This is a genomic window from Streptomyces sp. NPDC052496, assembly GCF_040679095.1.
Classification (GTDB): Bacteria; Actinomycetota; Actinomycetes; order Streptomycetales; family Streptomycetaceae; genus Streptomyces.
Genome location: NZ_JBFAUH010000023.1, coordinates 47,220 through 71,175, shown reverse-complemented (window position 1 = coordinate 71,175; position 23,956 = coordinate 47,220). Strand labels below are relative to the sequence as shown.

Annotated in this window: 25 protein-coding genes and 1 riboswitch; of the genes, 7 read left to right on the top strand and 18 right to left on the bottom strand. The window is 70.1% G+C overall.

Translation table 11 applies throughout. The annotated features are described in order from the left end of the window. Window positions 1-6: 6 nt before the first annotated feature. The 9 genes from AB0L45_RS27930 to AB0L45_RS27890 are packed head-to-tail and all read right to left on the bottom strand — an operon-like array spanning window position 7 to window position 5,647. The gene (locus tag AB0L45_RS27930; protein ID WP_365844645.1) at window positions 7-339 is read right to left on the bottom strand and encodes a hypothetical protein; all 333 of its coding nucleotides are present in this window, start codon (window positions 337-339) and stop codon (window positions 7-9) included. Beyond that, window positions 336-1,253, bottom strand: a complete 918-nt coding sequence (locus AB0L45_RS27925; RefSeq protein ID WP_365844643.1) for a hypothetical protein — start codon at window positions 1,251-1,253, stop codon at window positions 336-338. The genes AB0L45_RS27930 and AB0L45_RS27925 overlap by 4 nt, the downstream gene beginning before the upstream one ends. Further along, the gene (locus tag AB0L45_RS27920; RefSeq protein WP_365844641.1) at window positions 1,250-2,977 is read right to left on the bottom strand and encodes a DUF2637 domain-containing protein; all 1,728 of its coding nucleotides are present in this window, start codon (window positions 2,975-2,977) and stop codon (window positions 1,250-1,252) included. The genes AB0L45_RS27925 and AB0L45_RS27920 overlap by 4 nt, the downstream gene beginning before the upstream one ends. Further along, entirely contained in the window at window positions 2,974-3,498 is a 525-nt protein-coding gene (locus AB0L45_RS27915; RefSeq protein WP_365844639.1) for a hypothetical protein, read from the bottom strand. Before AB0L45_RS27915 ends, AB0L45_RS27920 begins: the two co-directional genes overlap by 4 nt. Next, the gene (locus AB0L45_RS27910; protein WP_365844637.1) at window positions 3,495-4,196 is read right to left on the bottom strand and encodes a GGDEF domain-containing protein; all 702 of its coding nucleotides are present in this window, start codon (window positions 4,194-4,196) and stop codon (window positions 3,495-3,497) included. Before AB0L45_RS27910 ends, AB0L45_RS27915 begins: the two co-directional genes overlap by 4 nt. Beyond that, window positions 4,193-4,795: a hypothetical protein gene (locus AB0L45_RS27905; RefSeq protein ID WP_365844635.1), complete on the bottom strand. Its 603-nt coding sequence runs from the start codon at window positions 4,793-4,795 to the stop codon at window positions 4,193-4,195. The genes AB0L45_RS27910 and AB0L45_RS27905 overlap by 4 nt, the downstream gene beginning before the upstream one ends. Next, on the bottom strand, window positions 4,792-4,944 hold the full coding sequence (locus tag AB0L45_RS27900) for a hypothetical protein (RefSeq protein ID WP_365844633.1): 153 nt from the start codon (window positions 4,942-4,944) through the stop codon (window positions 4,792-4,794). Before AB0L45_RS27900 ends, AB0L45_RS27905 begins: the two co-directional genes overlap by 4 nt. Continuing rightward, a complete protein-coding gene (locus AB0L45_RS27895) occupies window positions 4,944-5,390 on the bottom strand; it encodes a DUF3307 domain-containing protein (protein ID WP_365844631.1) in 447 nt (148 codons plus the stop codon). The genes AB0L45_RS27900 and AB0L45_RS27895 overlap by 1 nt, the downstream gene beginning before the upstream one ends. Next, the gene (locus tag AB0L45_RS27890; protein ID WP_365844629.1) at window positions 5,390-5,647 is read right to left on the bottom strand and encodes a DUF6284 family protein; all 258 of its coding nucleotides are present in this window, start codon (window positions 5,645-5,647) and stop codon (window positions 5,390-5,392) included. The genes AB0L45_RS27895 and AB0L45_RS27890 overlap by 1 nt, the downstream gene beginning before the upstream one ends. Before the next feature lie 906 nt (window positions 5,648-6,553). Here AB0L45_RS27890 and AB0L45_RS27885 point away from each other — a divergent pair. Next, window positions 6,554-7,318 carry a helix-turn-helix transcriptional regulator gene (locus AB0L45_RS27885; protein ID WP_365844627.1) on the top strand — a complete coding sequence of 255 codons (765 nt, stop codon included), beginning with the start codon at window positions 6,554-6,556 and terminating at the stop codon, window positions 7,316-7,318. A gap of 1 nt (window position 7,319) precedes the next feature. Continuing rightward, a complete protein-coding gene (locus AB0L45_RS27880) occupies window positions 7,320-7,793 on the top strand; it encodes an NUDIX domain-containing protein (RefSeq protein ID WP_365844625.1) in 474 nt (157 codons plus the stop codon). Here the strand turns inward: AB0L45_RS27880 and AB0L45_RS27875 are convergent. Next, the gene (locus AB0L45_RS27875) at window positions 7,781-8,350 is read right to left on the bottom strand and encodes an HD domain-containing protein (RefSeq protein ID WP_365844623.1); all 570 of its coding nucleotides are present in this window, start codon (window positions 8,348-8,350) and stop codon (window positions 7,781-7,783) included. The genes AB0L45_RS27880 and AB0L45_RS27875 overlap by 13 nt on opposite strands. Before the next feature lie 10 nt (window positions 8,351-8,360). Further along, complete coding sequence (locus tag AB0L45_RS27870) at window positions 8,361-8,807, bottom strand: GntR family transcriptional regulator (RefSeq protein ID WP_365844621.1); 447 nt, start codon at window positions 8,805-8,807, stop codon at window positions 8,361-8,363. A 263-nt stretch (window positions 8,808-9,070) separates the two neighbouring features. Between AB0L45_RS27870 and rlmN the strand changes: the two genes are divergently transcribed. From rlmN to AB0L45_RS27850, 4 genes are all read left to right on the top strand, one after another. Next, on the top strand, window positions 9,071-10,177 hold the full coding sequence (gene rlmN, locus AB0L45_RS27865) for a 23S rRNA (adenine(2503)-C(2))-methyltransferase RlmN (RefSeq protein WP_365844619.1): 1,107 nt from the start codon (window positions 9,071-9,073) through the stop codon (window positions 10,175-10,177). Window positions 10,178-10,210: 33 nt separating this feature from the next. Continuing rightward, window positions 10,211-10,345: riboswitch (TPP riboswitch) on the top strand. 77 nt (window positions 10,346-10,422) lie between these two features. Continuing rightward, window positions 10,423-11,502: a thiamine ABC transporter substrate-binding protein gene (locus AB0L45_RS27860; protein WP_365844617.1), complete on the top strand. Its 1,080-nt coding sequence runs from the start codon at window positions 10,423-10,425 to the stop codon at window positions 11,500-11,502. 56 nt (window positions 11,503-11,558) lie between these two features. Next, window positions 11,559-13,172, top strand: coding sequence for an iron ABC transporter permease (locus AB0L45_RS27855; protein WP_365844615.1), 1,614 nt, complete (start codon window positions 11,559-11,561; stop codon window positions 13,170-13,172). Window positions 13,173-13,274: 102 nt separating this feature from the next. After that, window positions 13,275-14,339: an ABC transporter ATP-binding protein gene (locus tag AB0L45_RS27850; RefSeq protein ID WP_365844821.1), complete on the top strand. Its 1,065-nt coding sequence runs from the start codon at window positions 13,275-13,277 to the stop codon at window positions 14,337-14,339. Window positions 14,340-14,537: 198 nt separating this feature from the next. Here the strand turns inward: AB0L45_RS27850 and AB0L45_RS27845 are convergent, their stop codons facing one another. From AB0L45_RS27845 to AB0L45_RS27815, 7 genes are all read right to left on the bottom strand, one after another. Beyond that, the gene (locus AB0L45_RS27845; RefSeq protein WP_365844613.1) at window positions 14,538-15,551 is read right to left on the bottom strand and encodes a hypothetical protein; all 1,014 of its coding nucleotides are present in this window, start codon (window positions 15,549-15,551) and stop codon (window positions 14,538-14,540) included. Between the two features lie 215 nt (window positions 15,552-15,766). Next, the gene (locus AB0L45_RS27840) at window positions 15,767-16,915 is read right to left on the bottom strand and encodes an LOG family protein (protein ID WP_365844819.1); all 1,149 of its coding nucleotides are present in this window, start codon (window positions 16,913-16,915) and stop codon (window positions 15,767-15,769) included. A 395-nt stretch (window positions 16,916-17,310) separates the two neighbouring features. Further along, window positions 17,311-18,522, bottom strand: coding sequence for a hypothetical protein (locus AB0L45_RS27835; protein ID WP_365844611.1), 1,212 nt, complete (start codon window positions 18,520-18,522; stop codon window positions 17,311-17,313). After that, entirely contained in the window at window positions 18,504-19,235 is a 732-nt protein-coding gene (locus AB0L45_RS27830; protein WP_365844609.1) for an ATP-binding cassette domain-containing protein, read from the bottom strand. The genes AB0L45_RS27835 and AB0L45_RS27830 overlap by 19 nt, the downstream gene beginning before the upstream one ends. A gap of 250 nt (window positions 19,236-19,485) precedes the next feature. Next, window positions 19,486-20,091, bottom strand: a complete 606-nt coding sequence (locus AB0L45_RS27825) for an HD domain-containing protein (RefSeq protein ID WP_365844607.1) — start codon at window positions 20,089-20,091, stop codon at window positions 19,486-19,488. A 302-nt stretch (window positions 20,092-20,393) separates the two neighbouring features. Continuing rightward, window positions 20,394-21,755 carry an aspartate aminotransferase family protein gene (locus tag AB0L45_RS27820; RefSeq protein ID WP_365844605.1) on the bottom strand — a complete coding sequence of 454 codons (1,362 nt, stop codon included), beginning with the start codon at window positions 21,753-21,755 and terminating at the stop codon, window positions 20,394-20,396. A 2-nt stretch (window positions 21,756-21,757) separates the two neighbouring features. Continuing rightward, window positions 21,758-22,231, bottom strand: coding sequence for an Lrp/AsnC family transcriptional regulator (locus AB0L45_RS27815; RefSeq protein WP_003980199.1), 474 nt, complete (start codon window positions 22,229-22,231; stop codon window positions 21,758-21,760). A 180-nt stretch (window positions 22,232-22,411) separates the two neighbouring features. Here AB0L45_RS27815 and AB0L45_RS27810 point away from each other — a divergent pair, with 180 nt between their 5' ends. Continuing rightward, window positions 22,412-23,866: a gamma-aminobutyraldehyde dehydrogenase gene (locus tag AB0L45_RS27810; RefSeq protein ID WP_365844603.1), complete on the top strand. Its 1,455-nt coding sequence runs from the start codon at window positions 22,412-22,414 to the stop codon at window positions 23,864-23,866. The last annotated feature ends 90 nt before the right edge of the window (window positions 23,867-23,956 follow it).

Sequence of the window (23,956 nt, the reverse complement as noted above, 5' to 3'; positions counted from 1 at the left end):
GCCGGGTCACAGGTCGAACAGGCCGTCCTGTGCGGCGGCGGCCGTACGGGCGGTTTTGCGGGCCGAGGCGCGGGCAGCGGTGTAGCAGTCGGGGCACCAGGCCCGCAGCTCGGTGGCCGCGGCCCGGCACGCGATGGTGTCGCTGGCGGTCAGGTCGGCGGGCACGGCCAGCAGGTGGACGGGCCCGCGGTGTTTGCTGGCGTGCTGGTCGTGCTCGCGCGGGCAGCGGCCCCCGGCCTTGGCGTGCCGGTTGCCGCACTGGCCGGTGCACTGGCAGCGATAGCCCGCGGCCTCCATGGCCGGGCGCCACAAGGCGGCGTAGACGATCGGCTCACTCACACCGCCACCCCCGCCAGGGCGTCGGGGTCTTCGCTGCGGCAGGTCCACGGCGAACACCCCACCGGCCCGTCCTCGTCGGCCTGGTCGGCGAGCAGATCCAGCAACGAGCCCTGGCGCTGCTTCCACTCGTGCGCGCTGACCCGGTCGATCGGCGCCTGATCCAGCGGACGGCACGAGCGGTGCAGATACGCCTGCCCGAGCAGCGGGGAACCGGTCGCGGTGCCGCGCCGGTTGCCCTGGCGGATGGCGTGGTCGAAGGCGACCGCGTCCGCCCACTCGTCGGGCTGATGATCGCGCATGTGGCGCCACTGGGCATCGGAGTGGAACGGACACCCGATGCACGCCGACTTCGGGGTGTGCGCCCAGCCGTGGCGGGCCAGGAAGCGCAGGCAGTCGGTCCGTGTCCAGTCGAGTTCGAGCAGCGGATGCCGGTTGACGGCATAGCGGAGACCCGAATCCTTGGCCCGGGTGAACTCATCCCGGCTGATGCCCACCCACTGCTCCGCGAAGACTCCGGCTGGCACGCGCTGTCGGCCGGGGTAGCCGAGCAGGGCCCGGACCTTCTTCTTGATTTTCTTGAGTTTGTACTCGTCGGTGCACTGGCGCCGGATCATGCCGACCGTGCCGTCCGGGTTGCGGACGAACAGCGGCATGGAGGCGAACCGGTGTGCCGGATCGAGCGCATCGGCGCGGATGCTGCCGCCGCCGGTCCGCAGGATCGGGATGCCCGCCGGGGCGGCCACCTCGCGCTCCAGCCGATCGAGGTGGGCATAGACCGCGGCCGGCTCCCAGCCGGTGTCCGCGAACACTGCCGCATCCAGACGCGGCAGCCGCCCTTGGACGGACAGTAGGAGCAAGGTGGTGGACTGCACTCCGGCGCCCAGGGACAGGACACGCAAAGCCGGCGGCGTCATGCTGCTGCCTCCCGCCTTGCGTGATCGGGTCGCTGGTGGTCGGTGTGCGCGGTGGCGCGCGGCGGGCGCGCGGCAAGCTGCGCGGCGCGCGCGGCACGGAAGTCCCTGATCCAGTTCCGCGCGTTTCCGGTGTCCACCCCGAACCGCTCGGCCAGGTCGGCGGCGGTCGGTTCCTGCTGGCCCTCGGATGCTTCGAGGGTGTGCAGGTAGTAGCGCCAGCCGGCTTCCTTGGCCTCCGAGCGGTACACCGGCCCGTCCCCGGTCCGGGCCGCCTCCGGGGCCTGCGGGTCGAGGGCGGCCAGGTCGCCGCGCAGCCGGTCGCGGATGAGGGTGGCTTCCTGCATCTGCGCCGTGAGCTGCTGCAATGCCTTCTCGTACTGCTGGAGTCGGCCGCGTTCCTGCTCGGTGCGGCCGGTCAGTTCCTCCAGGGCGTGCCGCTGTTCCTCGGCCGCCGTGCGAACCTCCGTCATGGCCTGTTCGGCGTCGCGGCGGGTGCGGTCGGCCTCCTTGCGCGCGGCGTCCATGATGGCTTCCGCGCGCTGCCGCGCGGCGTCGATGTCCTTCCGCGCGTCTGCCGCGCGCTGCCGCGCGGTCTCGGTCTGCTCGGTAATTCCCTCCTGTTCCTCCAGCAGCTTCTTCCGCGCGCCTTCCACGCGCTTCAGCTCTTCTCGCGCGGCGGTCAGGTCGTCCGCCGCGCGCTGCCGCGCGTCCTCGGCTTCTTGCCGCGCGGTCTCCGCGCGCTGCCGCGCATCCTCGGCGTCCCGCGCGGCGGCAGTAGCGGTGATCCGGTCGGCGGCCGGGGTGACGGCCAGCGCTTCGAGCATCTCCACCACCTTCGGGGTGTCGGTGTAGTCGAGCAGGGCCACCTGGTCCGCGCGGGTCAGCGCGGCCAGCCGCCGCGCCAGAGCCAGGCCCTGACGCGCATCGGTGGCCACGTCCGCCCGATCCAGGGCGGCCTGCGCCCGGCGGCGCAGCCGCTCGGTACGCCGCTGGGACCGACGCTGTGCCCGCGGCGTGCCGGTCACCTCGGACACCGGGGCCTGAAGGGCCAGCCGCAGCCGGTAGACGCGCAGTGCCGCCCGCTGCGCCCGCGCAGCGCGGGCAATCGCTGAGGACGACGAGCGGGCGTCCAGCCCGAGCAGGGCGAACAGCGAAGCCCAGGCGTGCTGCCACAGCAGGGCCAGCAGCCGGGCCGGACCCGGCCGCGCGTCATCGTCCTCATCCGTGGCGGCGGCGTGCAGCTTGCTGCGGAGCTGGAGTTCGATCAGCCACGCGGCCAGCCCGGGGACCGCCGCCAGCACCGGACGCGCCCACCAGTTCGGGGCATGCACGGCGTTCATCGCCGAGGAGAAGCCGACCAGGGTCCAGGCGGTGCGGTGCATCAGCCGCAGCTCCCGCGTCCACCCGATATCCGGGTCGGCGGCGCGGTAGAGCATGACCAGCAGCGTCATCTCCGCAGCGTCGAACACGCAGATGAACGCGATGGCGAGCGGGACCGGCAGGTGCACGGTCTCGGCGGCGAACCCCCACAGTCCGTGCACGCTGACCGCCACGCCACCGAGAGCGACGACGGCCTGCGGGCCGATGCCGGCCAGCCACACCGACCGGCGCAGCTGCCACACCAGCAGCGCCACGGCGGCCAGTGCGGTGGCGGCCAGCGGCAGCACCAGCCACGGCGCCCCACCGGCCGCGGCCGGCCAGGACGTGAACACGTCGGGGATCACGCGGCATCACTGCGCGGCGCGCCCTCTTCGTGCTCGGGCACCACGGCCACGGCCTCCACACGCCACGCGACCTCGGCGGCCGGCAGGTCGGAGGATGTCCAGCCGGTGCGCGCTGCTCCGCAGGTGGCCGCGTGCTCCTTGGCCGCCTCCGAGGTGGGGTGCAGGCTGTGCGGCTCCCCGTACTTGCGCAGCAGGTACAGCCACGACGGCGCCGTACGAGCGGCGGCGAGCTGCCGTTCCAGCTCGCCGATATAGTGCTGCTGCCGGGCGATGGCCAGCAGAGCTGCGGTGAACGCCTGCCGTAGCTGTACGGCCTGCCGGCGCGCTTCCTCGGCCTGCACGATCGCGGTGTGCGCGACACCGGTGAGTGCTTTGCGCTCCTCGATCAGTTCGCGGCTGGCCGCCAGCCGGGCGGTCCACTGCTCGGCCACATCCTCCCGGGCCTGCCGGGCCAGGTCGTTGGCGTCATCGACTTCGGCGTGCAGCGCGGCCAGGCGGGCCGCCGTCACGATACGGATCATGATGTGGTCCCTTCCAGGGCGGTGCCGCGCCGGCCGTGGCGGCGGCCGTTTACCGTGCGGTGGGACGGGGCAGGGCCGGCAACCAGCCAGCCGCCGCCGTTGCCCTTGGCCTCGTACATGGCCTCATCCGCCAGCCGCAGCGCCAGCGGCAGCGAGGTGGCGGGCAGGTCAGCCGTCAGGCAGGCGCCGATGGAGACGCCGACCGTCAGGTCCCGGCCGCGGTGGCGGAACGGGGCGGTGATGGAGTCGTGCAGGCCGCGCAGCAGCCACGGCAGCGCCACGGCCTCCGGCAGCGGCACCACGGCGGCGAACTCATCCCCACCCAACCGGCACGCCACCGCGGTCGGGCGCGACTCCAGGGCATCGTTCAGGCTCGCGCCGGTCGCCCGGATCGCCGCGTCCCCGGCGTCATGGCCGAACTGGTCGTTGAGCCGCTTCAACCCGTCCAGGTCGATCAGCAGGACGGCGCACGGCCCGGCTCCCACAACATGCGGGGCGCGCTGCTCGAAGGCGGCCCGCGTCAGCAGACCCGTCAGCGGATCGTGGCGGGCCTGCTCCAGCTCTGCGGACAGGTGGCGGATCAGCTGCGACTGATAGCGGCCAGCCTGTACCGCGCTCCGGGCGAAGGCCAGCAGCCAGGACACGTCCGGGTCATGCTGCGCGCGCTCCCGAAACCTCTCCAGCGCCGAGACCGTCATGACACGCCCCCGATCGATTCGGGGTTGGGCAGGCCGACCAGGGCGGCTACCGTGTCGCCGTGTAGTTTGGTGTCGGCCGCGATGGCGCGGGCCACGGTGGTGATCTGCTCCCATACGGCATCGACAGCGTCCAGCGCCTGCGCCTGGATGCTGGCCCAGGACCGGCCGCCGTGCGGAGCGTGGTCGCGTCCGAGCCGGAACCCGTGGCGGGCCAGTGTGGCCACAGCGTCCTCACGATCGTGGTCCGCCGTGGCGATGGCTTCCGCCTGCTCCCGCGTCCAGCCCAGACCCGCCAGGTGCTTGAGATGGGCGACTTCGCCGGCGGCCATGTAGGCGGCCAGGTCCCACGGGCAGATGCGCCTGCCATTAACAGCGGTCTGGCCGGTCAGGAACCAGTCCCCGTCCTCGCCGGTCCACTGAATGATTTCGGTGGTTTCCACGCGCAGCCCGTACAGCAGGGCCAGCACCGCGTGTCCGGCCTCATGCACGGCCATTCCCAGCCGGGCGTCGTCCAGGGACTGTGGGGTGAAGAACAAGGGCCGGGGAGCCCCGGTGTGGTCGATCAGAACGTGTGCGTGCTCAGCAGGCGGGGCACTCACAGCGCACCTCCTGAGACAGGCGTGCCGGTGTAGTCCAGTGGGCCGTCCAGGACGTGCCGCTGTTCGGCGAGCTGACCGGCGCGGTAGGCGCGGGGGTGCAGGCGCCGCCACAAGCGGTGGCGCAGTGTGGCGCGCGGTCGGCGTGTCATCAGGCACCTCCCGCGATGAGCAGGGCTGCCGGGAAGAGGCCGAAGACCAGGTGCATGGACTGATCGACCAGCGGCATCCCGCCGCGCTGTACGAAGTCGGCGGAGCCGGTGCGGCACATCCAGGCCCGTACCGGCCACCTGCGATCGATCAGTGAGTGCGTGAGGTGAATCCACAGCACGGCGGCCATCACGCCCCACAGCGGCAGCGACAGGCCAACCACGGCGGCCAGGAGCCCCAGCGCCAGCAGTTCGGCGACGCTGTGCGACGCGGCGTGCAACTGGTTCGCGCCCCACCCGGCGTGCCGGACGGGCTTACCGTCGGCGTCCTTTCCCGTCCAGCCGGTCTTGCGGGCCGACATCCGGTCGCTTTGGGTCAGGTAGTCGGCGGCGTGGTGCGCGGTGAACAGCGCAATGTAGGTCGCGGCGAACTCGGCAGCGGCAGCCATCAAGCCACCTCCGGTACGGGCTCGCTCTGGTTGGCCAGGGCGAGGCGGGCGGCGAGCAGCTTGCGGCGGGCGCGTCGGATACGGCGGGCGGTCACCTCGGTCAGCGGGGTGTCCAGCGCCGCGATCTGCGCGTCCAGCAGCTCAACCTCCGCCACGAGCACCGGCATCTCGGCGTCGATGGCGGCCAGGTCGGCGGCGGTCGGCTCCTGGGCTGCCAGGTCCGCGGCCATGGCGTGATCAGGGGTGAGAATCTTCATGACGGGCGTTCCTCTCGAAGGAAACGGCAGGCCCCGGCGAGGCCCTGAGAAAGCGGACCGGGGCGAACATCGGTTGCACGAGGCCGTACGACGGCCGAGCAACCGCGGCTCCCGGCATCCGAGCCTGCCGAAGCGGGTTGGATGCCGAGGACCGCGAGCACTCGGGCTCAACCACGCGGAACGTGGAAGTGCGTGGGGAGTCGATTCGCGAAGATTCATCAAACGGGCAGGGAACCAATGGGCCCTGCCCGCATGACGAGTGGCAGTTCGGTCTGGGACCACCAGGCCCCTCACGCCTACCGGGCACCTCCCCGGTCTGCCTCTCGCAGGTGCGGCATCCAGGCAGGCCCCCTCCGGGTGCCCGCGTGCCGCCCTATGCGGTTGCGTGCTGGCCGGCTGCCTCGGTCATTGCGCCCATCTGCCCGCAGCGCGGGTATGGGGGTGTTCCGCTCGCTTGGCACAGCCGCTCCGGTGTCACCCTGAAACGGCCACCAGCCGCACGTCCGGGGATGTTCCGGCCTCCCCGGCCGCCTTCCTGACCTGCCTGCTCGCTCCAGTCCCGGCCTAGCGGGTCTGCCAGCTCAGTCGCTGTCACCTCCCGGATCACCTCCGGGGTCGTCACCAGCGAGACGCACAGATCTCCATCCGCGTGTAAGCGGCTTCTGCACCCGTCCGCACCCTGCTGCCGGGGCGTTCAGGCCGATGCGATACATGTAATACCTGCCTCGCATCTCCGTCAAGAGCCCCGCCGGAGCGTTGGTTCTGACGGGATGTCGTCGCCCTCGGTCGGCGACATGTCTCAGCTTGGCCGCGAAGCACGGGACGTTGGACTCCGTGCATGTACGACTTGACCCTGACTCGCTAGGGTCGAAGTCGTCCCAGGGCGTCCCAGACGGGAGAAGTCGTATGGCGAACGAGCGGATCCGCGGGGCGATTGTGGCGAGTGGGCTCAAGTTGGAGCAGGTGGCCGAGCGTTTAGGAGTCTCGCCGAAAACCGTTGAGCGTTGGATCTCTGAACCGAGGCGTAAGCCGTACAGGCGTTTCCAGTACGCCCTGGCTTCGATGGTTCAGCGTGAAGTCTCGTACCTATGGCCAGATGAACGCACTTCCGAAGAAGTTACCGAATCGAGCAGTTCAGAGCTGATAAGACTTTATCCTCACCGATCCGTTGTTCCGCAAGACGCATGGGTGAAGCTGTACTCCAACGCGCAAACGCACTTCGATGTGCTGGTTTACTCGGGGTTCTGGCTCACAGAAGATGCTCGATTCCATCGGCTCGTGCGTGAAAAGTCGGCGGCTGGCGTACCAATCCGATTCATGCTCGGGGCCCCGGATAGTCGGGCCGTCGCCGTCCGCGGTGAAGACGAGGGCATCGGGGCGGCGATGGGGGGAAAGATTCGCAATGCGCTAGTGAATTACGGCCCGCTATTTGGGCTTCCTGGCGTGGAGTTTAGGCTTCACGATACGACGCTCTATAATTCGATCTATCGTGCCGATGATGAACTGCTGGCGAACGGGCACGTCTACGGGGTAGGTGCCTACATGGCGCCCGTATTGCACTTGCAGCGTGTCCCTGGCGGGGAGCTGTTCGGCACTTACGCAGAGAGTCTAGAACGCGTCTGGGAGAGTGCCCGGCGCATAACATCACCCACTGAATGCGAAGGTGCCTGAAGTGAGCCGCATTGACTACTTCCGCGACCCTGCTGCCCCAAAGGCCAACTCGGTCGTTCCGTCCGTGACCGCCGTGGTCAGGGATGCTCAGGGAAATCTTCTACTCATCCACAAAACTGATAATGGCTTGTGGGCGCTTCCGGGAGGCGGCCATGACGCTGGTGAAAGCATTTCCCAGACGGTTGTGCGGGAAGTTGAAGAAGAGACCGGCATGAAGGTGGTTGTGGAGAGTATCGTGGGGATCTATACCGATCCTCAGCACGTCATGAAGTACGATGACGGTGAGGTTCGGCAGCAATTCTCTATTTGCTTTCGTGCCCACCCAGTTGGCGGTGCCCTCCGGACCAGCGAAGAATCCAAAGAGGTCCGTTGGGTGTCGCCAACGGACCTCGAAGATTTGGCTATTCACCCTTCAATGCGCCTGCGGATCTCTCATGGGCTGGACGCCTCACGTAAGGAGCCTTACATAGGGTGACTCGTTGTTTCTTCGGCGCCCAGTCGCCTTTCGATGCGTCGAACAGCGGCATGAATATCAGGGGCGGCGCGTTGAATGAAGCGACCAACGATTGTGTCCGGCCCGTACCGTCCGACGATCTCGGCGACTCGCGCCTGAGAAGTGGTTGGACGGCCGTCCGGAGTGGTCGTCATGTCGCAAAAGAGCAGGGCATCCACGAGGTGAGGGCGCTCCAAGTCGAACTCGCTTGCCAGCTCTTCGCGCAGTCCTCTCTCCTCGGCTTCGAGCAAAGCGCAAGAGTGGTGCGCGACCAAGCGGACAACTCGCTCGTCCATGTCTGTGTGCTCCCGCAGATAGCGGGCGCCGTCGAGCGGATGAAATCCCGTGAACGCGATCTCAGGCGAGTAACCGACATCGTGCAGTACGGCTGCGGCCTCCAGTAGGGGAGCCTCGCTCCCGAGCATCGGGCGGAGCGAGCGCGCCCGCTCGGCAACTCCGAGGGAGTGCCGCCAGCGCCGGGGTAGGGGGTCGGACAGGAGCGCTTCGGCGAGGCCGTAGGCCCGCTCTGCGAGATCCATGCTGTCCAAGCTATGAGGTCCCCTCTTCGGAAGGGAGGGCGCGCACCCGCCGCCGGCGCCCCGGGCCCATCTCTACGAGGCCCGCTCCCTCCAACTGTGCGATGGCTGTCCGCACGGCGGTGCGGGACATTCCGAACCGGTCGCACAGCTCCTTCTCCGAAGGGAAGGGGGCGCCCGGCCTGACATCTTCGGCGCGGAGAAGATCTGTTATGCGTTCTACCAGTGGTCGGCGGTCACCTGTTCCCGCCACATACCAACCGATGCCCTGCACAGACTCAATGACGCCTTCGTTCCTCAGGGCTTTCAGGGCGCGACCCACGGTAGTCCGACCCACACCGTACGTGCGCATGAGTTCCGCCTCAGACGGCAAACCTTCAGTGATCTTGCCCTTTTGAATCTTCTGACGCAGAGATTCAGTGATTTGCAGGTACGTACCTCGCGGAGAGGTCTGCGGCACGTGACATTCCCTTCGCCGACGGCATGGCGGTCGCCCCTCCCAGCTTCGCACGCCTGCGGGCGCGGTCGGTGGGAGAGCGACGCCTTTCCTGCCCGTCTGCTGTAGGGCCTGTGTCGTGGCTGACCTGGACTTCCGGCGATCGAGCCGGGCCGTCTGTGGGCCGTGAAGCGACAGCCGGCGACCCCCAACGACCACCACCAACCACCATGACGGAGCGCTCGTGAGGCAGGTCACAGAGACGCGTCTGCGACACTGGAAGAACCATGCCTAAGCCCGGAGAACTCACTTTCGTCGCGCCGCGTGGGGCCAAGAAGCCCCCGCGGCACCTTGCCGATCTCACCCCCGCCGAGCGGCGCGAAGCCGTGGCCGCGGCCGGTGAGAAGCCGTTCCGCGCCAAGCAGCTGTCGCAGCACTACTTCGCGCGGTACGCGCACGACCCGGCGGAGTGGACGGACATCCCGGCCGCGGCGCGGGAGAAGCTGGCGTCGGAGCTGCTGCCCGAGCTGATGAGCGTGGTGCGGCACATCTCCTGTGACGACGACACGACCCGTAAGACGCTGTGGAAGCTGCACGACGGCACCCTCGTGGAGTCCGTGCTGATGCGCTACCCGGACCGGGTCACGATGTGCATCTCGTCCCAGGCCGGATGCGGCATGAACTGCCCGTTCTGCGCGACGGGGCAGGCCGGCCTGGACCGGAACCTCTCCACCGCCGAGATCGTGCATCAGATCGTCGACGGCATGCGGGCACTGCGCGACGGCGAGGTGCCGGGAGGGCCGGCCCGGCTGTCCAACATCGTCTTCATGGGCATGGGCGAGCCGCTGGCGAACTACAAGCGGGTCGTGGGCGCCATCCGGCGGCTGACCGACCCCGAGCCCGACGGAGTGGGCCTGTCGCAGCGGGGCATCACGGTGTCCACCGTCGGTCTCGTACCGGCGATGCTGCGGTTCGCGGACGAGGGCCTGAAGTGCCGCCTCGCGGTGTCGCTGCACGCGCCCGACGACGAGCTGCGCGACACGCTCGTGCCGGTCAACACGCGCTGGAAGGTGCGTGAGGTGCTGGACGCCGCGTGGGAGTACGCGGAGAAGTCCGGCCGCCGCATCTCGATCGAGTACGCCCTGATCCGGGACATCAACGACCAGGCATGGCGGGGTGACCTCCTGGGCCGGCTGCTCAAGGGCAAGCGCGTCCACGTGAACCTGATCCCGCTGAACCCGACGCCCGGCTCCAAGTGGACCGCGTCGCGTCCCGAGGACGAGAAGGCATTCGTCGAGGCCATCGCCTCGCACGGAGTGCCGGTGACGGTGCGCGACACGCGCGGGCAGGAGATCGACGGTGCCTGCGGCCAGCTCGCCGCCTCGGAGCGCTGACCGCCCGCTGGTACCGTGTGATCGAACAAATGCACATTCCGACAGGGGAGCGCCACAGCGCTGAGAGTGCGGCAGTGTCACGGACCTAGCGTCACGGACACCGAGGTGCCGCAGACCCTTGAACCTCGCCCGGGTCATTCCGGGTAGGAAGTTCGGTCGTCACTCATGCTGTTGCGCCCCGTCCGGCCTTCGTACGAAGCGCCGGACGGGGCCGCGTCTCTTCCTGGCCAGCCAGGAGGAATTCAGTGAGCACCACCACGAGGATCACCGTCACGGCGCTGGCCGTCGCGGCCGGCATGACGGCGCTCGCCGCATGCGGCTCGGGCGGCAGCGGCGGCGGTACGGATCCGAAGACCGTCACGCTCGTCAGCCACGACTCCTTCAACGCCTCCAAGTCGGTGCTGGAGGAGTTCACCAAGCAGACCGGCTACAAGGTGAACGTGCTCAAGGGCGGGGACGCGGGCAAGGCCGTCAACCAGGCGATCCTGTCGAAGGGCAACCCTCAGGGCGATGTCTTCTTCGGTATCGACAACACGCTGCTGTCGCGCGGTCTGAAGGAGGGGATCTTCACTCCGTACGAGGCCAAGGGGCTGGCGAGCGTCCCGCAGGAGCTTCAGCTCGACAAGGCGGAGCACCGGGTGACGCCGGTCGATTACGGCGACACCTGCGTCAACTACGACCGGGCCTACTTCGCCGAGCACAAGATCGCCCCGCCGAAGACCTTCGACGACCTGCTCAAGCCCGCGTACAAGGGCTTGCTGGTCACCGAGAACTCCGCCACGTCGTCACCGGGGCTCGCCTTCCAGCTCGGCACCATCGCCAAGTACGGCGAGTCCGGCTGGCAGGACTACTGGAAGAAGCTCAAGGCCAACGGCGTGGAGGTCGTGGACGGCTGGGAGCAGGCCTACAACGAGCGGTTCTCGGGCTCGGCGGCCGGCAAGGGCAAGGGGGACAAGCCCCTGGTCGTGTCGTACGCGTCCAGCCCGCCGGTCGAGGTGCTCGGCAAGAAGCCCGAGCCCGAGGAAGCCCCGACCGGCGTCGCGACCGGCACCTGCTTCCGGCAGATCGAGTTCGCGGGCCTGCTCAAGGGCGCCAAGAACGAGAAGGGCGGCAAGGCGCTGCTGGACTTCCTGCTGAGCAAGAAGTTCCAGGAGGACGTGCCGCTGCAGATGTTCGTCAACCCGGCGCGAACGGACGCGAAGGTGCCGGAGCTGTTCACCAAGTACGGCGAGAAGATCGACAAGCCGGAGACGGTGGCCCCGGAGACGATCACCAAGAACCGCGAACAGTGGATCAAGCAGTGGTCCTCGCTCGTCCTGAAGTAAGCGGCCGCACGGGGCGGGCGCGCCGTGCACGGGGAACGGCCGCCCGGCTCGCCCTGATGGCCCTGCCGCTCGCCTTCTTCGCGCTGTTCTTCGCCTACCCGGTCGCCGCGATCGTCGGGCGCGGGCTGAAGGACGGCGGACAGTGGCAGCTCGGCCGGGCCGGGGAGGTGCTGTCCGACCCGGACGTCCTGCACGTGCTGTGGTTCACCGTTTGGCAGGCGGCGGCCTCGACCGGGCTCACACTGCTGATCGCGCTCCCCGGCGCGTACGTCTTCGCGCGCTTCGAATTCCCCGGAAAGAAGCTGCTGCGGTCCGTCGTCGCGGTGCCGTTCGTCCTGCCGACAGTGGTGGTGGGCTCGGCGTTCCTGGCGCTGGTCGGGCGCGGCGGAGTGCTGGACGACCTGTGGGGCGTACGGCTGGACACGTCGGTGTGGGCGATCCTGCTGGCCCATGTCTTCTTCAACTACGCCGTGGTCGTACGCACCGTCGCCGGCCTCTGGGGACAGCTCGACCCGCGGCAGGAGGAGGCGGCCCGGGTGCTCGGGGCGTCCCGCTGGGGCGCCTGGCGGCGGGTGACGCTGCCGGCCCTGGCGCCGGCCGTCGCGGCTGCCGCACTGATGGTCTTCCTCTTCGCCTTCACCTCCTTCGGGGTGGTGCAGATCCTGGGCGGCCCGAGATTCTCCACCCTGGAGGTGGAGATCTACCGGCAGACCGCTGACTTCCTGGACCTCCCTACGGCCGCTGTCCTCACCTTGCTGCAGTTCGCCGCCGTACTGGCGTTGCTGGCCCTGCACGCCTGGACCGTCCGGAGGCGGGAGTCCGCCCTCACGCTCGTCGATCCGGCGCAGACGGTGCGGCGGCCGCATGGTGCCGGTCAGTGGGCGCTGCTGTGGGGAACGCTCGTCGTGATCGCGCTGCTGCTGGTGCTACCGCTGGCGGTGCTGATCGAGCGGTCCTTCGCAGGCCCGGACGGCTACGGTCTCGTGTTCTACCGGGCGCTGCAGTCCGCCGCCTCGATGGACAGCACGTTCGCCGTCGCCCCACTGAACGCCCTGTGGAACTCGCTCGCCTACGGGGCCGCCGCCACACTGATCGCCCTGGTGGTGGGCGGGCTGGCAGCGGCCGCGCTGACGAAACGGGGCGGCAGGCTGGTGCGGGGGTTCGACGCGCTGCTGATGCTGCCCCTGGGCGTTTCGGCCGTGACCGTCGGCTTCGGCTTTCTGATCACTCTCGACGAACCGCCGCTCGATCTGCGGTCCTCGTGGTGGCTGGTACCGCTGGCCCAGGCGCTGGTCGGGGTGCCCTTCGTCGTACGGACCATGCTGCCCGTGCTGCGCGCGGTCGACGAGCGGCTGCGGGAGGCCGCGGCGGTGCTCGGGGCTTCGCCCTGGCGGGTGTGGCGCGAGGTCGACCTGCCCCTCGTACGGCGGGCGCTGCTGATCGCCGCGGGATTCGCCTTCGCCGTGTCACTGGGCGAGTTCGGGGCGACGGTCTTCATCGCACGGCCGGACAACCCGACGCTGCCGGTGGCCGTGGCACGGCTGCTGGGACGCGCCGGCGAACTCAACTACGGACAGGCGATGGCACTGTCCACGATCTTGATGGTGGTGTGCGCGGGCGCGCTGCTGGCGCTGGAGCGCATCCGTACCGATCAGGCCGGAGAGTTTTAGATGGCGGAACACCCCGACACAGCGACGGAACAGGCCGACACAGCGATGGAACACGGCGGCACGGCGACGGGGCACCCCGGTACGGGGGCGGGGCGCTCCGGCATGGCGCAGGGACGCGCCGGCCGTGCGACGGGGCAGGCGCTGCTACGGCTGGAGGACGTCACCGTCCGTTTCCGTGACGGGCAGCCGCCCGCGTTGGACGCGGTGCACCTGGACGTCGCCGAGCAGGAGATCGTCTGCGTCCTGGGGCCCAGCGGCAGCGGGAAGTCCACCCTTCTGCGGGTCGTGGCGGGGTTGCGTGCCGCCGACACGGGGCGCGTGTTCCTTCAGGGCCGCGACCAGTCGGGTGTGCCGACGCACCGGCGTGGTGTCGGGCTGATGTTCCAGGATCACCAGCTCTTCCCGCAGCGGGACGTGGGGGGCAACGTGGCCTTTGGACTGCGTATGCGCGGGGCCTCCCGCGCCGAGCAGGAGCGCACAGTGGCCGGCCTCCTGGACCTTGTCGGCCTGCCGGGCGCGCAGCGGCGCGCCGTCGCGGCACTGTCCGGAGGCGAGCAGCAGCGGGTCGCGCTGGCCCGGGCACTCGCACCGCAGCCCCGGCTGCTGATGCTGGACGAACCCCTCGGCCAGCTCGACCGCGGCCTGCGCGAGCGCCTGGTCGTCGAACTGCGTCGAGTGTTCGGGGAACTGGGTACGACCGTGCTGGCGGTGACCCACGACCAGGGCGAGGCGTTCGCGCTGGCCGACCGGGTGGTGGTCATGCAGGAGGGGCGTATCGCGCAGAGCGGCACGCCGCTGGAGGTCTGGCAGCGCCCCGCCACCGAGTTCGTCGCCCGCTTTCTCGGTTTCGACAATGTGGTGGAGGCGGCGGTACGGGGCGAGTCCGCCGACACTCCCTGGGGCAAGGTACCGGTGCCGGAGGGCACAGCTGACGGGCCGTGCCGCCTGCTCGTCCGCCCGGCCGGTGTAAGGATCACCACCGCCACGGAAGGGCTCCCGTGCACTGTCGCGGCGCGCACCTTCCGCGGCACCCACGTCACGCTCCTCCTCCAGCCCGCGGCCGGCCCGCAGCTTGAGGCGGCCTGCGCGCTGCGCGACGCGCCGGAGGACGGAGCGAGGGTGGGCGTCGCTTTCGCGGCGGAAGACATCGTGGTGCTGGACCGCTGACAGCCAGGGTCTGCTGTCGATCGGGTTCCGGCTGTTGGCCAGGGCCCGCTGTCGACCAGGTCCCGCTGTCGACCAGATTCCGGCTGACGACCGCGGCCCGGCTGATGGCCAGAGCCCGGCTGACAACCAGGGCCCGCAGGGCTTGCGCCCCGAAGGGCGGTGGTCATGGACCCGCATGGAGCGGGACTGGCACCGTTCCTACGACGAGCCGGCGCGGCTGCTCGCCGGGTGAGGGCGCCCGGCGTCCCCGGCACCGGGGCCGTGCGAGCGGTCGCCCGGGGCCACGTCCGGGGCGCCCGCCGTACCCGACGCGGCGGCGTCGGGTGTGCCGGCCGCGGAGCCGTCCTCCGGCTCTCCGAACCAGGCGACAGCCACGGCGCCGGCCACGGCGATGACGAAGCCCAGTACGGCGACCCAGGCGAAGCCCGGCCGGGAGGAGTCACCGAGCCAGAGCACTCCGAGGATGCCCGGCACCACCGTTTCACCCACCACCAGCGCTGCCGTGGCCCCGTTGACCGAACCGATCTGGAGCGCCACCGTGTGCAGGTACATACCGCCGATGCCGGCGACGAGAATCGCGTAGAGAGCCGGGTCGGCCAGGAGCGTGGGCAGGTCGAACGGGGCGACGCCGTTCAGGACGCGTACGCCGACACCGAGCGCGCCGAAGCCCAGGCCGGACAGCAGACCGGCAAGGATCGCGGCGCGGCTGCCGAGCAGCCGTACGGCCAGCGTTCCGCCGCCGATCAGCACCACCGAGGCGATCAGCAGCCACCAGTGCGTGGTCGTCGAAGCGTCACCGCCGCCCTCCGGGCCGGCAGCCGTGGCGAGCAGGACCAGCGCCGAGCAGACGACGGCGATGGAGGCCCATTCGGGGCGGTTCAGCCGGATGCCGAGCAGCTTGATGCTGAGAACGGCGGTGATCACGAGGTTGGCGCTGATGACGGTCTGCGAGAGGAAGAGCGGCAGCAGCCGGGCAGCCAGCGCGCCGAGACCGAACCCCACGAAGTCCAGCACCGTGCCGACCATGAACTCCCACGTCACGGCAGCCTTGGCGGTGGAGGAGAGGCTGGGCCCGCCGTGCTGCGTGACGCCGGTCGTGGACGCGGCGGCCGCCTCCCGGCGCGCGGACTTGCGTGATCCCACCGCTTGCAGGACCGACCCCGTGCCGTAGCAGGCCGAAGCCGCTACTGCCGTCAGAAGACCGATGACCACCAAGAACTCCGTTCGCGCACTGCATGGATTTACCTACGCATTACCTGGCTAGCCAGACGTGGAATCGGGGACGGGAGTTGCCTCCGCCGGGCAAACAGATCCGCACCGTGCACGTGGGCAGTGGGGAGGGAGGGCAGGACGAGCGGAGAAGGCAGGGGCTCAGAGAGAGCAGAGAGCCCACTGGGGGAGCCCGTTGATTCGGCCGGCGCGTTCGTTCAGGGCGCGGGATCTGTGCGGGGGGCGGCGGGGGCGCCAGTGAGGCGGGCCAGTGCTTCCGGAGCCTCTTCCACCGAGTCGACCAGAGCGATCTTGTCGGACATGGCGCGCTCCGCGGCGAGTGCTTGCAGCAGAGGCCAAGCGGGCAGTCGCTCGGTCCAGTGGGCACGGTCGACGAGGACCATCGGGGTCGGCTCACCCCGCGACCCGTAGTAGTTCGGAGTCGCGTTGTCGAAGATCTCCTGCACGGTGCCCGCCGCACCAGGCAGGAAGACGACTCCGGCGTTGGAGCGCGCCAGGAGGCCGTCCTCGCGGACCGCGTTGACGAAGTACTTGGCGATGTGGGCCGCGAAGGCGTTGGGCGGCTCGTGCCCGTAGAACCAGGTGGGGATGCCCACCGAGTCACCGCCGCCCGGCCAGCGGCCGCGCACCTCGAAGGCGGCCCGCGCCCAGTCCGTCACCGAGGGGCCGAAGTGCGGAACCTTGGCGAGGAGGGCGAGGCTCTCGTCGAGCATGGCGTCGTCGAAGGGGGCGGCGTAGGCGCCGAGATTTGCGGCTTCCATCGCACCCGGGCCGCCGCCGGTGGCGACCGTCAGACCGGTACGGGCGAGCTGACGCCCGAGCCGGGCCGCGCCTGCGTACGCGTCGGATCCGCGTTCCAGCGCATGCCCGCCCATGATGCCGACGACGCGGGCGCCGATGACGTGCTCGTCCAGCGCGTCCGAGACGGCGTCGTCGTGGATGCTGCGCAGCATCGAGGCGAAGACGTCACCGTCCGACATGGTGCGTTGGTACCAGGCGTAGGCCTGAGCGTCGGGGGTCGCCGCGTAGCCGGCTTCGGTGGCGAGCGCCTCGAAGAGTTCATCGGGTGAGTAGAGACTGCCGCGGTACGGGTCGAAGGGCAGGTCCGGTATCGGGGGGAAGACCAGGGCGCCGCCCGCCCGTACGCTCGCGGCGGCCTCCGGCTCCATGCGGCAGCCGAGGAAGACGGCGTCGGAGGCCGGGGTGCCGACCAGGGCGGATGTACGACCGGTCAGGTCGACGGACTGGACGCGATATCCGCAGAGGCTGCCCGTGGCCAGGACACGGTCGAATTCGGCGAGCGTCTCGATCTCGCGGTCGCTGCCGCGGCTCTGCGGCCGCTCGATGGGGCGATGGGGCGCGGGGGACTCGGAGTTCGGCTGCACGCCCGACATCGTAGGCGGGAGGTGATGAGCGGCGGAGGTGAGGGCGGGTCGGGTCGGAGCGGGAAGGGGCATGGGGCGCGGTGCGGCGTGGCATGGGGCGCGGTGGCGCAGGGCGGCATGGGGCGGGGGCATGGGGCGCCGCGGAGCGGGGAGGGCGGCTGGAGCATGGGGCGCCGTGGGCAGGAGAGGCATGGCGGGGAGCAGGGAGCAGGGAGCAGGGAGCGGGAGCGGGGGCATGGGGCGCCGTGGTCGTGCGGAGTGGTGGGCGGCGGTGGTCACCGCCGATGTGGAGAGCCGCTGGAGCGGCCGTTGCGGGAGGGAGTGGAGGGGAAGGGCGGGAAGGGCGGGTGAATGGGTCAGTGGAGGAGGGGGAGGGCGGCGAGTTCCGAGATGGCCCAGGTCAGAGGGCCCAGGACGAGCAGCAGGGCCAGGACGCGCAGGGCGGAGGCGCGGTGGAGGAGCGAGCGCGGAGTACCGAGACGGCGGAGGGCGGCGGTGGTGTGCGTACGGGCCCACCGGGCTTCCAGGGCCGCCGTGAGGGCGCTGGCGGTGACGCAGGCCAGGACGAGCGCCGCACCCAGCCCCGTGAGGGGGCCGAAGGGCCGGGTGGGGGCGGCTTCGTAGACCTTCGCCGCCGCATACGTACCGGAAGCGACCGCGCAGAGGACGCCGAGCGGGCGGCCGATGCGCCGGGACTCCTCCTGGAGGACGCGGCCGGCGAGGAGACGGACGGCGCCCGGGCGGCCGGCGGCGAGCAGGCGGCCGGACAACTGCGTCAGGCCTGGCCCTGCCAGAACCAGGCCGAGGGTGGACAGCGCCCAGCCCGCCAGGACGCCAGGCGGGCTGCCGATGAGCCGCTCGGGCAACGGGAGAAGGGTTGCGGCGTCGGCGGCGCCCCGGCTGACGTAGGTCTCCAGGGCGAGGCCGGCGGCGGTCAGCGTGATGCCCCATGGGAGCGCGGCAGGCACGGAAGAGCCGTTGCTGTTGGTGTCCATGGCCGTGAGGGGCTCGCCGGCCCCGGTGGCTGCCTTGGCGCCGCGGGGGTCACCGCGGGCGTCCTTGCGGGGACGTAGGACGACGGCGGTGGCGGCAGCCGCCATCAGCGGGACGACGGCGAGCAGCAGCAGTGTGCCGGCCGCCGGCAGCGGGTGGCCGGCGCCGAGGAGCTGGGTGGCGGAATCGGTGGCGGCCACGCCGCCCAGGTCGCCACGGAGCGCGAGGAAGACGAGCAACGCGAAGAAACTGCCCAGGATGCAGGAGACGGCGGTGGACGTGGCGGCGATCAGGGTCAGCCGGGCGGGGCCCAATCCGGCGGCGGACATGCCCCGTTGCGGGCGGGCGGCGGGATCCGTACGGGCCGCGGACACGGCGAGCTGGGTGGTGGCCGCGACCGGGACGGCGCACCACAGGAGACGTACGAAGGAGTCCGTGGCCGTCGCCGGGTGGGCGGCGGCGTGGCCGAGTGCGGCCAGCAGGAGGAAGCCGGTGCCGGCGGAGGCGGCGGCCACGAGCAGGCGGCGCAACAGGACGAGGGGGTGGGCCCCGCGGGCTAGACGGAGAGCGAGCACTCTGCCCTGCTTTCCTTGTCGGGGGCGGGGGCCTTGGGGCCGACGCGACGGCCGTCGAGGAGTGCCACGGTGCGGTCCGCGAGCGTGTCGGCCTCGGGTTCGTGGGTGGCGAGGACGACCGTGATGTCGTGGGAGCGGGCGGCGGTGGTGATGGCGCGCAGCACCTGGGCGGCGTCGGCACGGTGCAGGGGCGCGGTGGGCTCGTCGGCGAACAGGACCTGCGGTGCGCAGGCGAGGGCGCGGGCGATGGCGATGCGCTGACGTTGCGACTGTTCGAGGCGGCCGGGACGTTGGCGGGCGCACATGCCCACGTCCAGCCGGTCCAGCCATTCGCCGGCGGTCTGCTTGGCGGTGCGGTGGCTGACGCCGCGGAGCAGCAGGGGGAGGGCGGCGTTCTCCCAGGCGGTCAGTTCGGGAACGAGGTGCGGTTCGGTGTCCACCCAGCTGAACCGGTCCAGGCGCAGCCGCTCACGGCTGAGAGCGGAGAGGGTGTGCACCGGTGAACTGTTGAACCAGATCTCGCCGCTGTCCGGGACAAGTTGGCCGGAAAGGCACCGCAGCAGAGTCGTCTTGCCGCAGCCGCGAGGCCCGGTGACGGCGAGGATCTCGCCCTCGCGGACACCGACGGACACCCCCGTCAGAGCAGGGGAGCCGGCGTATGTGTGGTGCAGGCCGCGCGCCCAGAGAACGTCGTTGTCAGGTGGGGCCACCATCTGCGCACCTCATGCTCGTCGCGTCCGATCGTTCCCCCAACCGGGTGAACGACCATGGAGGGTATCGGTCACTGGCACGGTAAGGAGTGGCGACCCTCGGTATTCGGCGCTCGCCGCGCACCACGGCGGAGGTTCACTCAAATGGCGGCTTATATGAAAAATCTGGGTGAAGAGGGTGGGGCGGCGACCGGTGAGGCTGTGACACGGGTGCGCAGCGCCTATGGTGCCGCGGCGACGTGCGCGGGCTCGGTCAGAGACGTTCGAGCGGATGGGCCAGGCTGCGGTCCGGCCAGTCGCCGGCCACCAACTCCGCCGCCGCGCACCCCGGCTTCCGCTCCGCCTGGTCACGGAAGAGGCGGACGAAGGACCCGGCGAAGCCCAGGCGGGGGTACGCCGCGACGAGCGCTTCGACGAAGGAGGGGTCGAACGCGTCGAGCCCCGCCCCGGAGACGTCCGCGCTCGTTCCTCTCTGCAACAGGCGGCTTTCCAGGTCCTGCCCCGGCGCCACGTCGTCCCGCATGTGCAGCACGATGAGTTCGGCTGCCCGGTCACGCCGCTCGCGCGGCCAGCCGAGGCCGGCAGTGAAGACCCGCGCCAGATGGCCGCCGGCCTCCTCGAAGGGGAGCGTGTGGCTGTCGAAGGGCGGGGTCAGTGCCAAGTCGTGCAGCATCGCCGAGACGAACAGCAGCTCCTGGTCGAATGCGAGACCACGCGCCTGCGCCCAGGCCGCACCGAAGAAGTACGACCGCATGGAGTGGTGGTGCAGCGCCTCGTCCGCGTACTCCGCGCACACCGACTGCGCCAGCTCCATGCCCCGCCCCATGCGGGTCCGCACACCTGCGACCTCGAGCAGCATCGCCCCACCCCTCACGGGAAAGATCATCACCCCAGGCGCCCCAGCCTACGGCCACGCCGGCACGACAACCGCCCGAGAGCAGGGTGGGGCCGGGGAGGGCCAGGGGAGCGCGAGGGGCAGGCAGCGGGAGGGCGGGGAGCCGAGGGGGAGGCGGGGCGGCCAGGACCGCGCTCGTCCGGGTTTCGCGCCTGCTCGGTGGGCGCACGGGGCCGCAGGTTCACGGCGCCGCGCGCATCGCGGGCGGGCGCGTGAGCCCGTGAAGCCCCTTGTGTGCGGCCGCCCCGTCCCGCCCCGTTCCTACCTCAGAGCTTGCTCCAGGCCTCCGTGAGCGTTCCGCGCAGGATCTGCTCGATCTCGTCGAAGACCGGCTGGTCGGCGATGAGCGGCGGAGCGAGCTGGATGACCGGGTCACCGCGGTCGTCGGCGCGGCAGTACAGGCCGTTCTCGAAGAGCGCCTTGGACAGGAAGCCGTACAGGACGCGCTCGGTCTCCTCGTCGTTGAACGATTCCTTGGTGGTCTTGTCCTTGACGAGTTCGATGCCGTAGAAGAAGCCGTTGCCGCGGACGTCGCCGACGATCGGCAGGTCGTGGAGCTTCTTCAGGGTGGAGAAGAAAGCTTCTTCCGTGTCCAGTACGTGCTGGTTGAGGCTCTCGCGCTCGAAGATGTCGAGGTTGGCGCAGGCGACGGCGGCGGAGACCGGGTGGCCGCCGAAGGTGTAGCCGTGCAGGAAGGTGTTGTCGCCCTTGTAGAACGGCTCCGCGAGCCGGTCGGAGATGATGCAGGCGCCGATGGGAGAGTAGCCCGAGGTCATGCCCTTGGCGCAGGTGATCATGTCAGGTACGTAGTCGAACTTGTCGCAGGCGAACATCGTGCCGAGGCGGCCGAAGGCGCAGATGACCTCGTCGGAGACGAGCAGCACGTCGTAGCGGTCGCAGATCTCGCGGACGCGCTGGAAGTAGCCGGGCGGGGGCGGGAAGCAGCCGCCCGCATTCTGCACCGGCTCCAGGAAGACGGCGGCGACGGTGTCCGGACCCTCGAAGAGGATCTGCTGCTCGATCTGGTCGGCGGCCCAGCGGCCGAACGCCTCGGGGTCGTCACCGAAGAGCGGCGCGCGGTAGATGTTGGTGTTCGGCACCTTGTGCGCGCCGGGCACCAGCGGCTCGAACGGGGCCTTGAGGGCCGGCAGGCCGGTGATGGACAGGGCGCCCTGCGGCGTGCCGTGGTAGGCCACCGCACGCGATATCACCTTGTGCTTGGTGGGCTTGCCGGTGAGCTTGAAGTACTGCTTGGCCAGCTTCCACGCGGTCTCGACGGCCTCGCCGCCGCCGGTGGTGAAGAAGACCTTGTTCAGGTCGCCCGGCGCATGGTGCGCGAGCCGCTCGGCCAGCTCCACGGCCTTGGGGTGGGCGTACGACCAGATGGGGAAGAACGCCAGTTCCTGGGCCTGCTTGAGCGCGGTCTCGGCGAGTTCGGCGCGGCCGTGCCCGGCCTGGACGACGAACAGGCCGGCCAGCCCGTCGATGTAGCGCTTGCCCTTGTCGTCGTAGATGTTCGTGCCCTCGCCGCGCACGATCGTCGGCACGGGGGCGTTCTCGTACGACGACATGCGGGTGAAATGCATCCACAGGTGGTCGTAGGCCGTCTTCGAGAGGTCAGCAGTCATGGCTATCTGGTTCCCCAGGTGTAGGTCTGCTTACGGAGCTTGAGGTAGACGAAGCTCTCGGTGGTCCGGACGCCGGGCAGCGTGCGGATCCGCTTGTTGATCATTTCCAGGAGGTGGTCGTCGTCCTCGCAGACGATCTCGATGAGGAGATCGAAGGAGCCCGCGGTCATGACGACGTACTCGACCTCTTCCATGGCCGTCAGGGCGTCGGCCACCGGGTCGAGGTCACCTTCGACGTTGATCCCGACCATCGCCTGCCGTCGGAAGCCGACCGTGAGGGGGTCGGTGACCGCGACGATCTGCATCACGCCTTGGTCGAGCAGTTTCTGTACGCGTTGCCGCACCGCCGCCTCGGACAGGCCCACGGCCTTGCCGATCGCGGCGTACGGACGGCGGCCGTCCTCCTGGAGCTGCTCGATGATCGCCAGGGAGACGGAGTCGATCGACTGGGTGCCGTTTCTGTCACGAGTGGCCACAGCCCTCACTGTGCACGAGCCTCGTCAGTCCCGCAACCCCGATTCAATGAAATCAGTTGCCACGAAGCCACGGCACCACTGATTTCGTCGTTCATCCGTTGTGGGTATGTCGAAAACGTGGCCTTCCTGGCTAGGGTGGGCATCTCAAACACTGGACACCTGCACTAGGAGGGGTCGCTCGTGACCACCGAACTGCGTCGGCTGCGCAACTACATCGACGGGGAGTTCCGGGACGCCGCCGACGGGCGGACCACAGAGGTGGTCAACCCGGCCACGGGAGAGGCGTACGCCACCGCTCCGCTGTCCGCCGCCGCGGACGTCGACGCCGCGATGGCCGCCGCCGAGGCCGCGTTCCCCGCCTGGCGCGACCTGGTGCCGGCCGAGCGCCAGAAGGTCCTGCTCAAGATCGCCGACCGCTTCGAGGAGCGGGCCGAGGAGCTGATCGCCGCCGAGTCGGAGAACTGCGGCAAGCCGATCGCGCTGGTGCGCTCGGAGGAGATCCCGCCGATGGTGGACCAGATCCGCTTCTTCGCGGGGGCCGCCCGGATGCTGGAGGGCCGCGCGGCGGGCGAGTACATGGACGGCTTCACGTCCATCATCCGCCGCGAGCCGGTCGGCGTCTGCGCGCAGGTGGCGCCCTGGAACTACCCGATGATGATGGCGGTGTGGAAGTTCGCCCCGGCGCTGGCCGCGGGCAACACCGTCGTCCTCAAGCCCTCCGACACCACGCCCGCCTCGACCGTGCTGATCGCCGAGATCATCGGCAGCGTGCTGGACGAGCTGGGGCACAGCCGCGGCGTCTTCAACGTCATCTGCGGCGACCGTGACACCGGCCGTCTGATGGTCGAGCACAAGACCCCGGCGATGGCCTCGATCACGGGCTCCGTGCGGGCCGGCATGCAGGTCGCGGAGTCCGCCTCGAAGGACCTCAAGCGGGTCCACCTGGAGCTGGGCGGCAAGGCCCCGGTCGTGGTCTTCGAGGACACCGACATCGCCAAGGCCGTCGAGGACATCTCCGTCGCGGGCTACTTCAACGCCGGCCAGGACTGTACGGCCGCCACCCGCGTCCTGGTCCACGAATCCATCCACGACGAGTTCGTCACCGCGCTCGCCAAGGCCGCCGCCGACACCAAGACCGGTCCGGTCGACGACGAGGACGTGCTCTACGGCCCGCTGAACAACGCCAACCAGCTGGCGCAGGTCAAGCGCTTCATCGACGGCCTGCCCGCGCACGCCAAGATCGAGGCGGGCGGCCACCAGGTCGGCGAGAAGGGCTACTTCTACGCACCGACCGTCGTCTCCGGCCTCAAGCAGGACGACGAGATCATCCAGCAGGAGGTCTTCGGCCCGGTCATCACCGTCCAGTCCTTCCGGGACGAGGACCAGGCCGTCGAGTGGTCCAACGGCGTCGAGTACGCGCTGGCGTCGTCGGTGTGGACCAAGGACCACGCGCGCGCCATGCGGATGTCCAAGAAGCTGGACTTCGGGTGCGTGTGGATCAACACCCACATCCCGCTGGTCGCCGAGATGCCGCACGGCGGCTTCAAGAAGTCCGGTTACGGCAAGGACCTGTCGGGCTACGGCTTCGAGGACTACACGCGCATCAAGCACGTGATGACGTCGCTGGACGGCTGAGCCGGTCCGGCATGGGGCCGGGGCCCCGTGCTCCCGCCCCATGCTCGGCACACCGTCGTGGGCGGCGCCCCGGCAGTCGACGTTCTGTCG

Excerpts from the sequence above, each read along its gene's own strand:
- AB0L45_RS27925 (WP_365844643.1), bottom strand. The coding sequence starts at position 1,253 with ATGACGCCGCCGGCTTTGCGTGTCCTGTCCCTGGGCGCCGGAGTGCAG.
- AB0L45_RS27915 (WP_365844639.1), bottom strand. The coding sequence starts at position 3,498 with ATGATCCGTATCGTGACGGCGGCCCGCCTGGCCGCGCTGCACGCCGAA.
- AB0L45_RS27910 (WP_365844637.1), bottom strand. The coding sequence starts at position 4,196 with ATGACGGTCTCGGCGCTGGAGAGGTTTCGGGAGCGCGCGCAGCATGAC.
- AB0L45_RS27900 (WP_365844633.1), bottom strand. The coding sequence starts at position 4,944 with ATGACACGCCGACCGCGCGCCACACTGCGCCACCGCTTGTGGCGGCGC.
- AB0L45_RS27895 (WP_365844631.1), bottom strand. The coding sequence starts at position 5,390 with ATGGCTGCCGCTGCCGAGTTCGCCGCGACCTACATTGCGCTGTTCACC.
- AB0L45_RS27890 (WP_365844629.1), bottom strand. The coding sequence starts at position 5,647 with ATGAAGATTCTCACCCCTGATCACGCCATGGCCGCGGACCTGGCAGCC.
- AB0L45_RS27885 (WP_365844627.1), top strand. The coding sequence starts at position 6,554 with ATGGCGAACGAGCGGATCCGCGGGGCGATTGTGGCGAGTGGGCTCAAG.
- AB0L45_RS27875 (WP_365844623.1), bottom strand. The coding sequence starts at position 8,350 with ATGGATCTCGCAGAGCGGGCCTACGGCCTCGCCGAAGCGCTCCTGTCC.
- rlmN (WP_365844619.1), top strand. The coding sequence starts at position 9,071 with ATGCCTAAGCCCGGAGAACTCACTTTCGTCGCGCCGCGTGGGGCCAAG.
- AB0L45_RS27855 (WP_365844615.1), top strand. The coding sequence starts at position 11,559 with ATGGCCCTGCCGCTCGCCTTCTTCGCGCTGTTCTTCGCCTACCCGGTC.
- AB0L45_RS27850 (WP_365844821.1), top strand. The coding sequence starts at position 13,275 with ATGGCGCAGGGACGCGCCGGCCGTGCGACGGGGCAGGCGCTGCTACGG.
- AB0L45_RS27830 (WP_365844609.1), bottom strand. The coding sequence starts at position 19,235 with ATGGTGGCCCCACCTGACAACGACGTTCTCTGGGCGCGCGGCCTGCAC.
- AB0L45_RS27825 (WP_365844607.1), bottom strand. The coding sequence starts at position 20,091 with ATGCTGCTCGAGGTCGCAGGTGTGCGGACCCGCATGGGGCGGGGCATG.
- AB0L45_RS27820 (WP_365844605.1), bottom strand. The coding sequence starts at position 21,755 with ATGACTGCTGACCTCTCGAAGACGGCCTACGACCACCTGTGGATGCAT.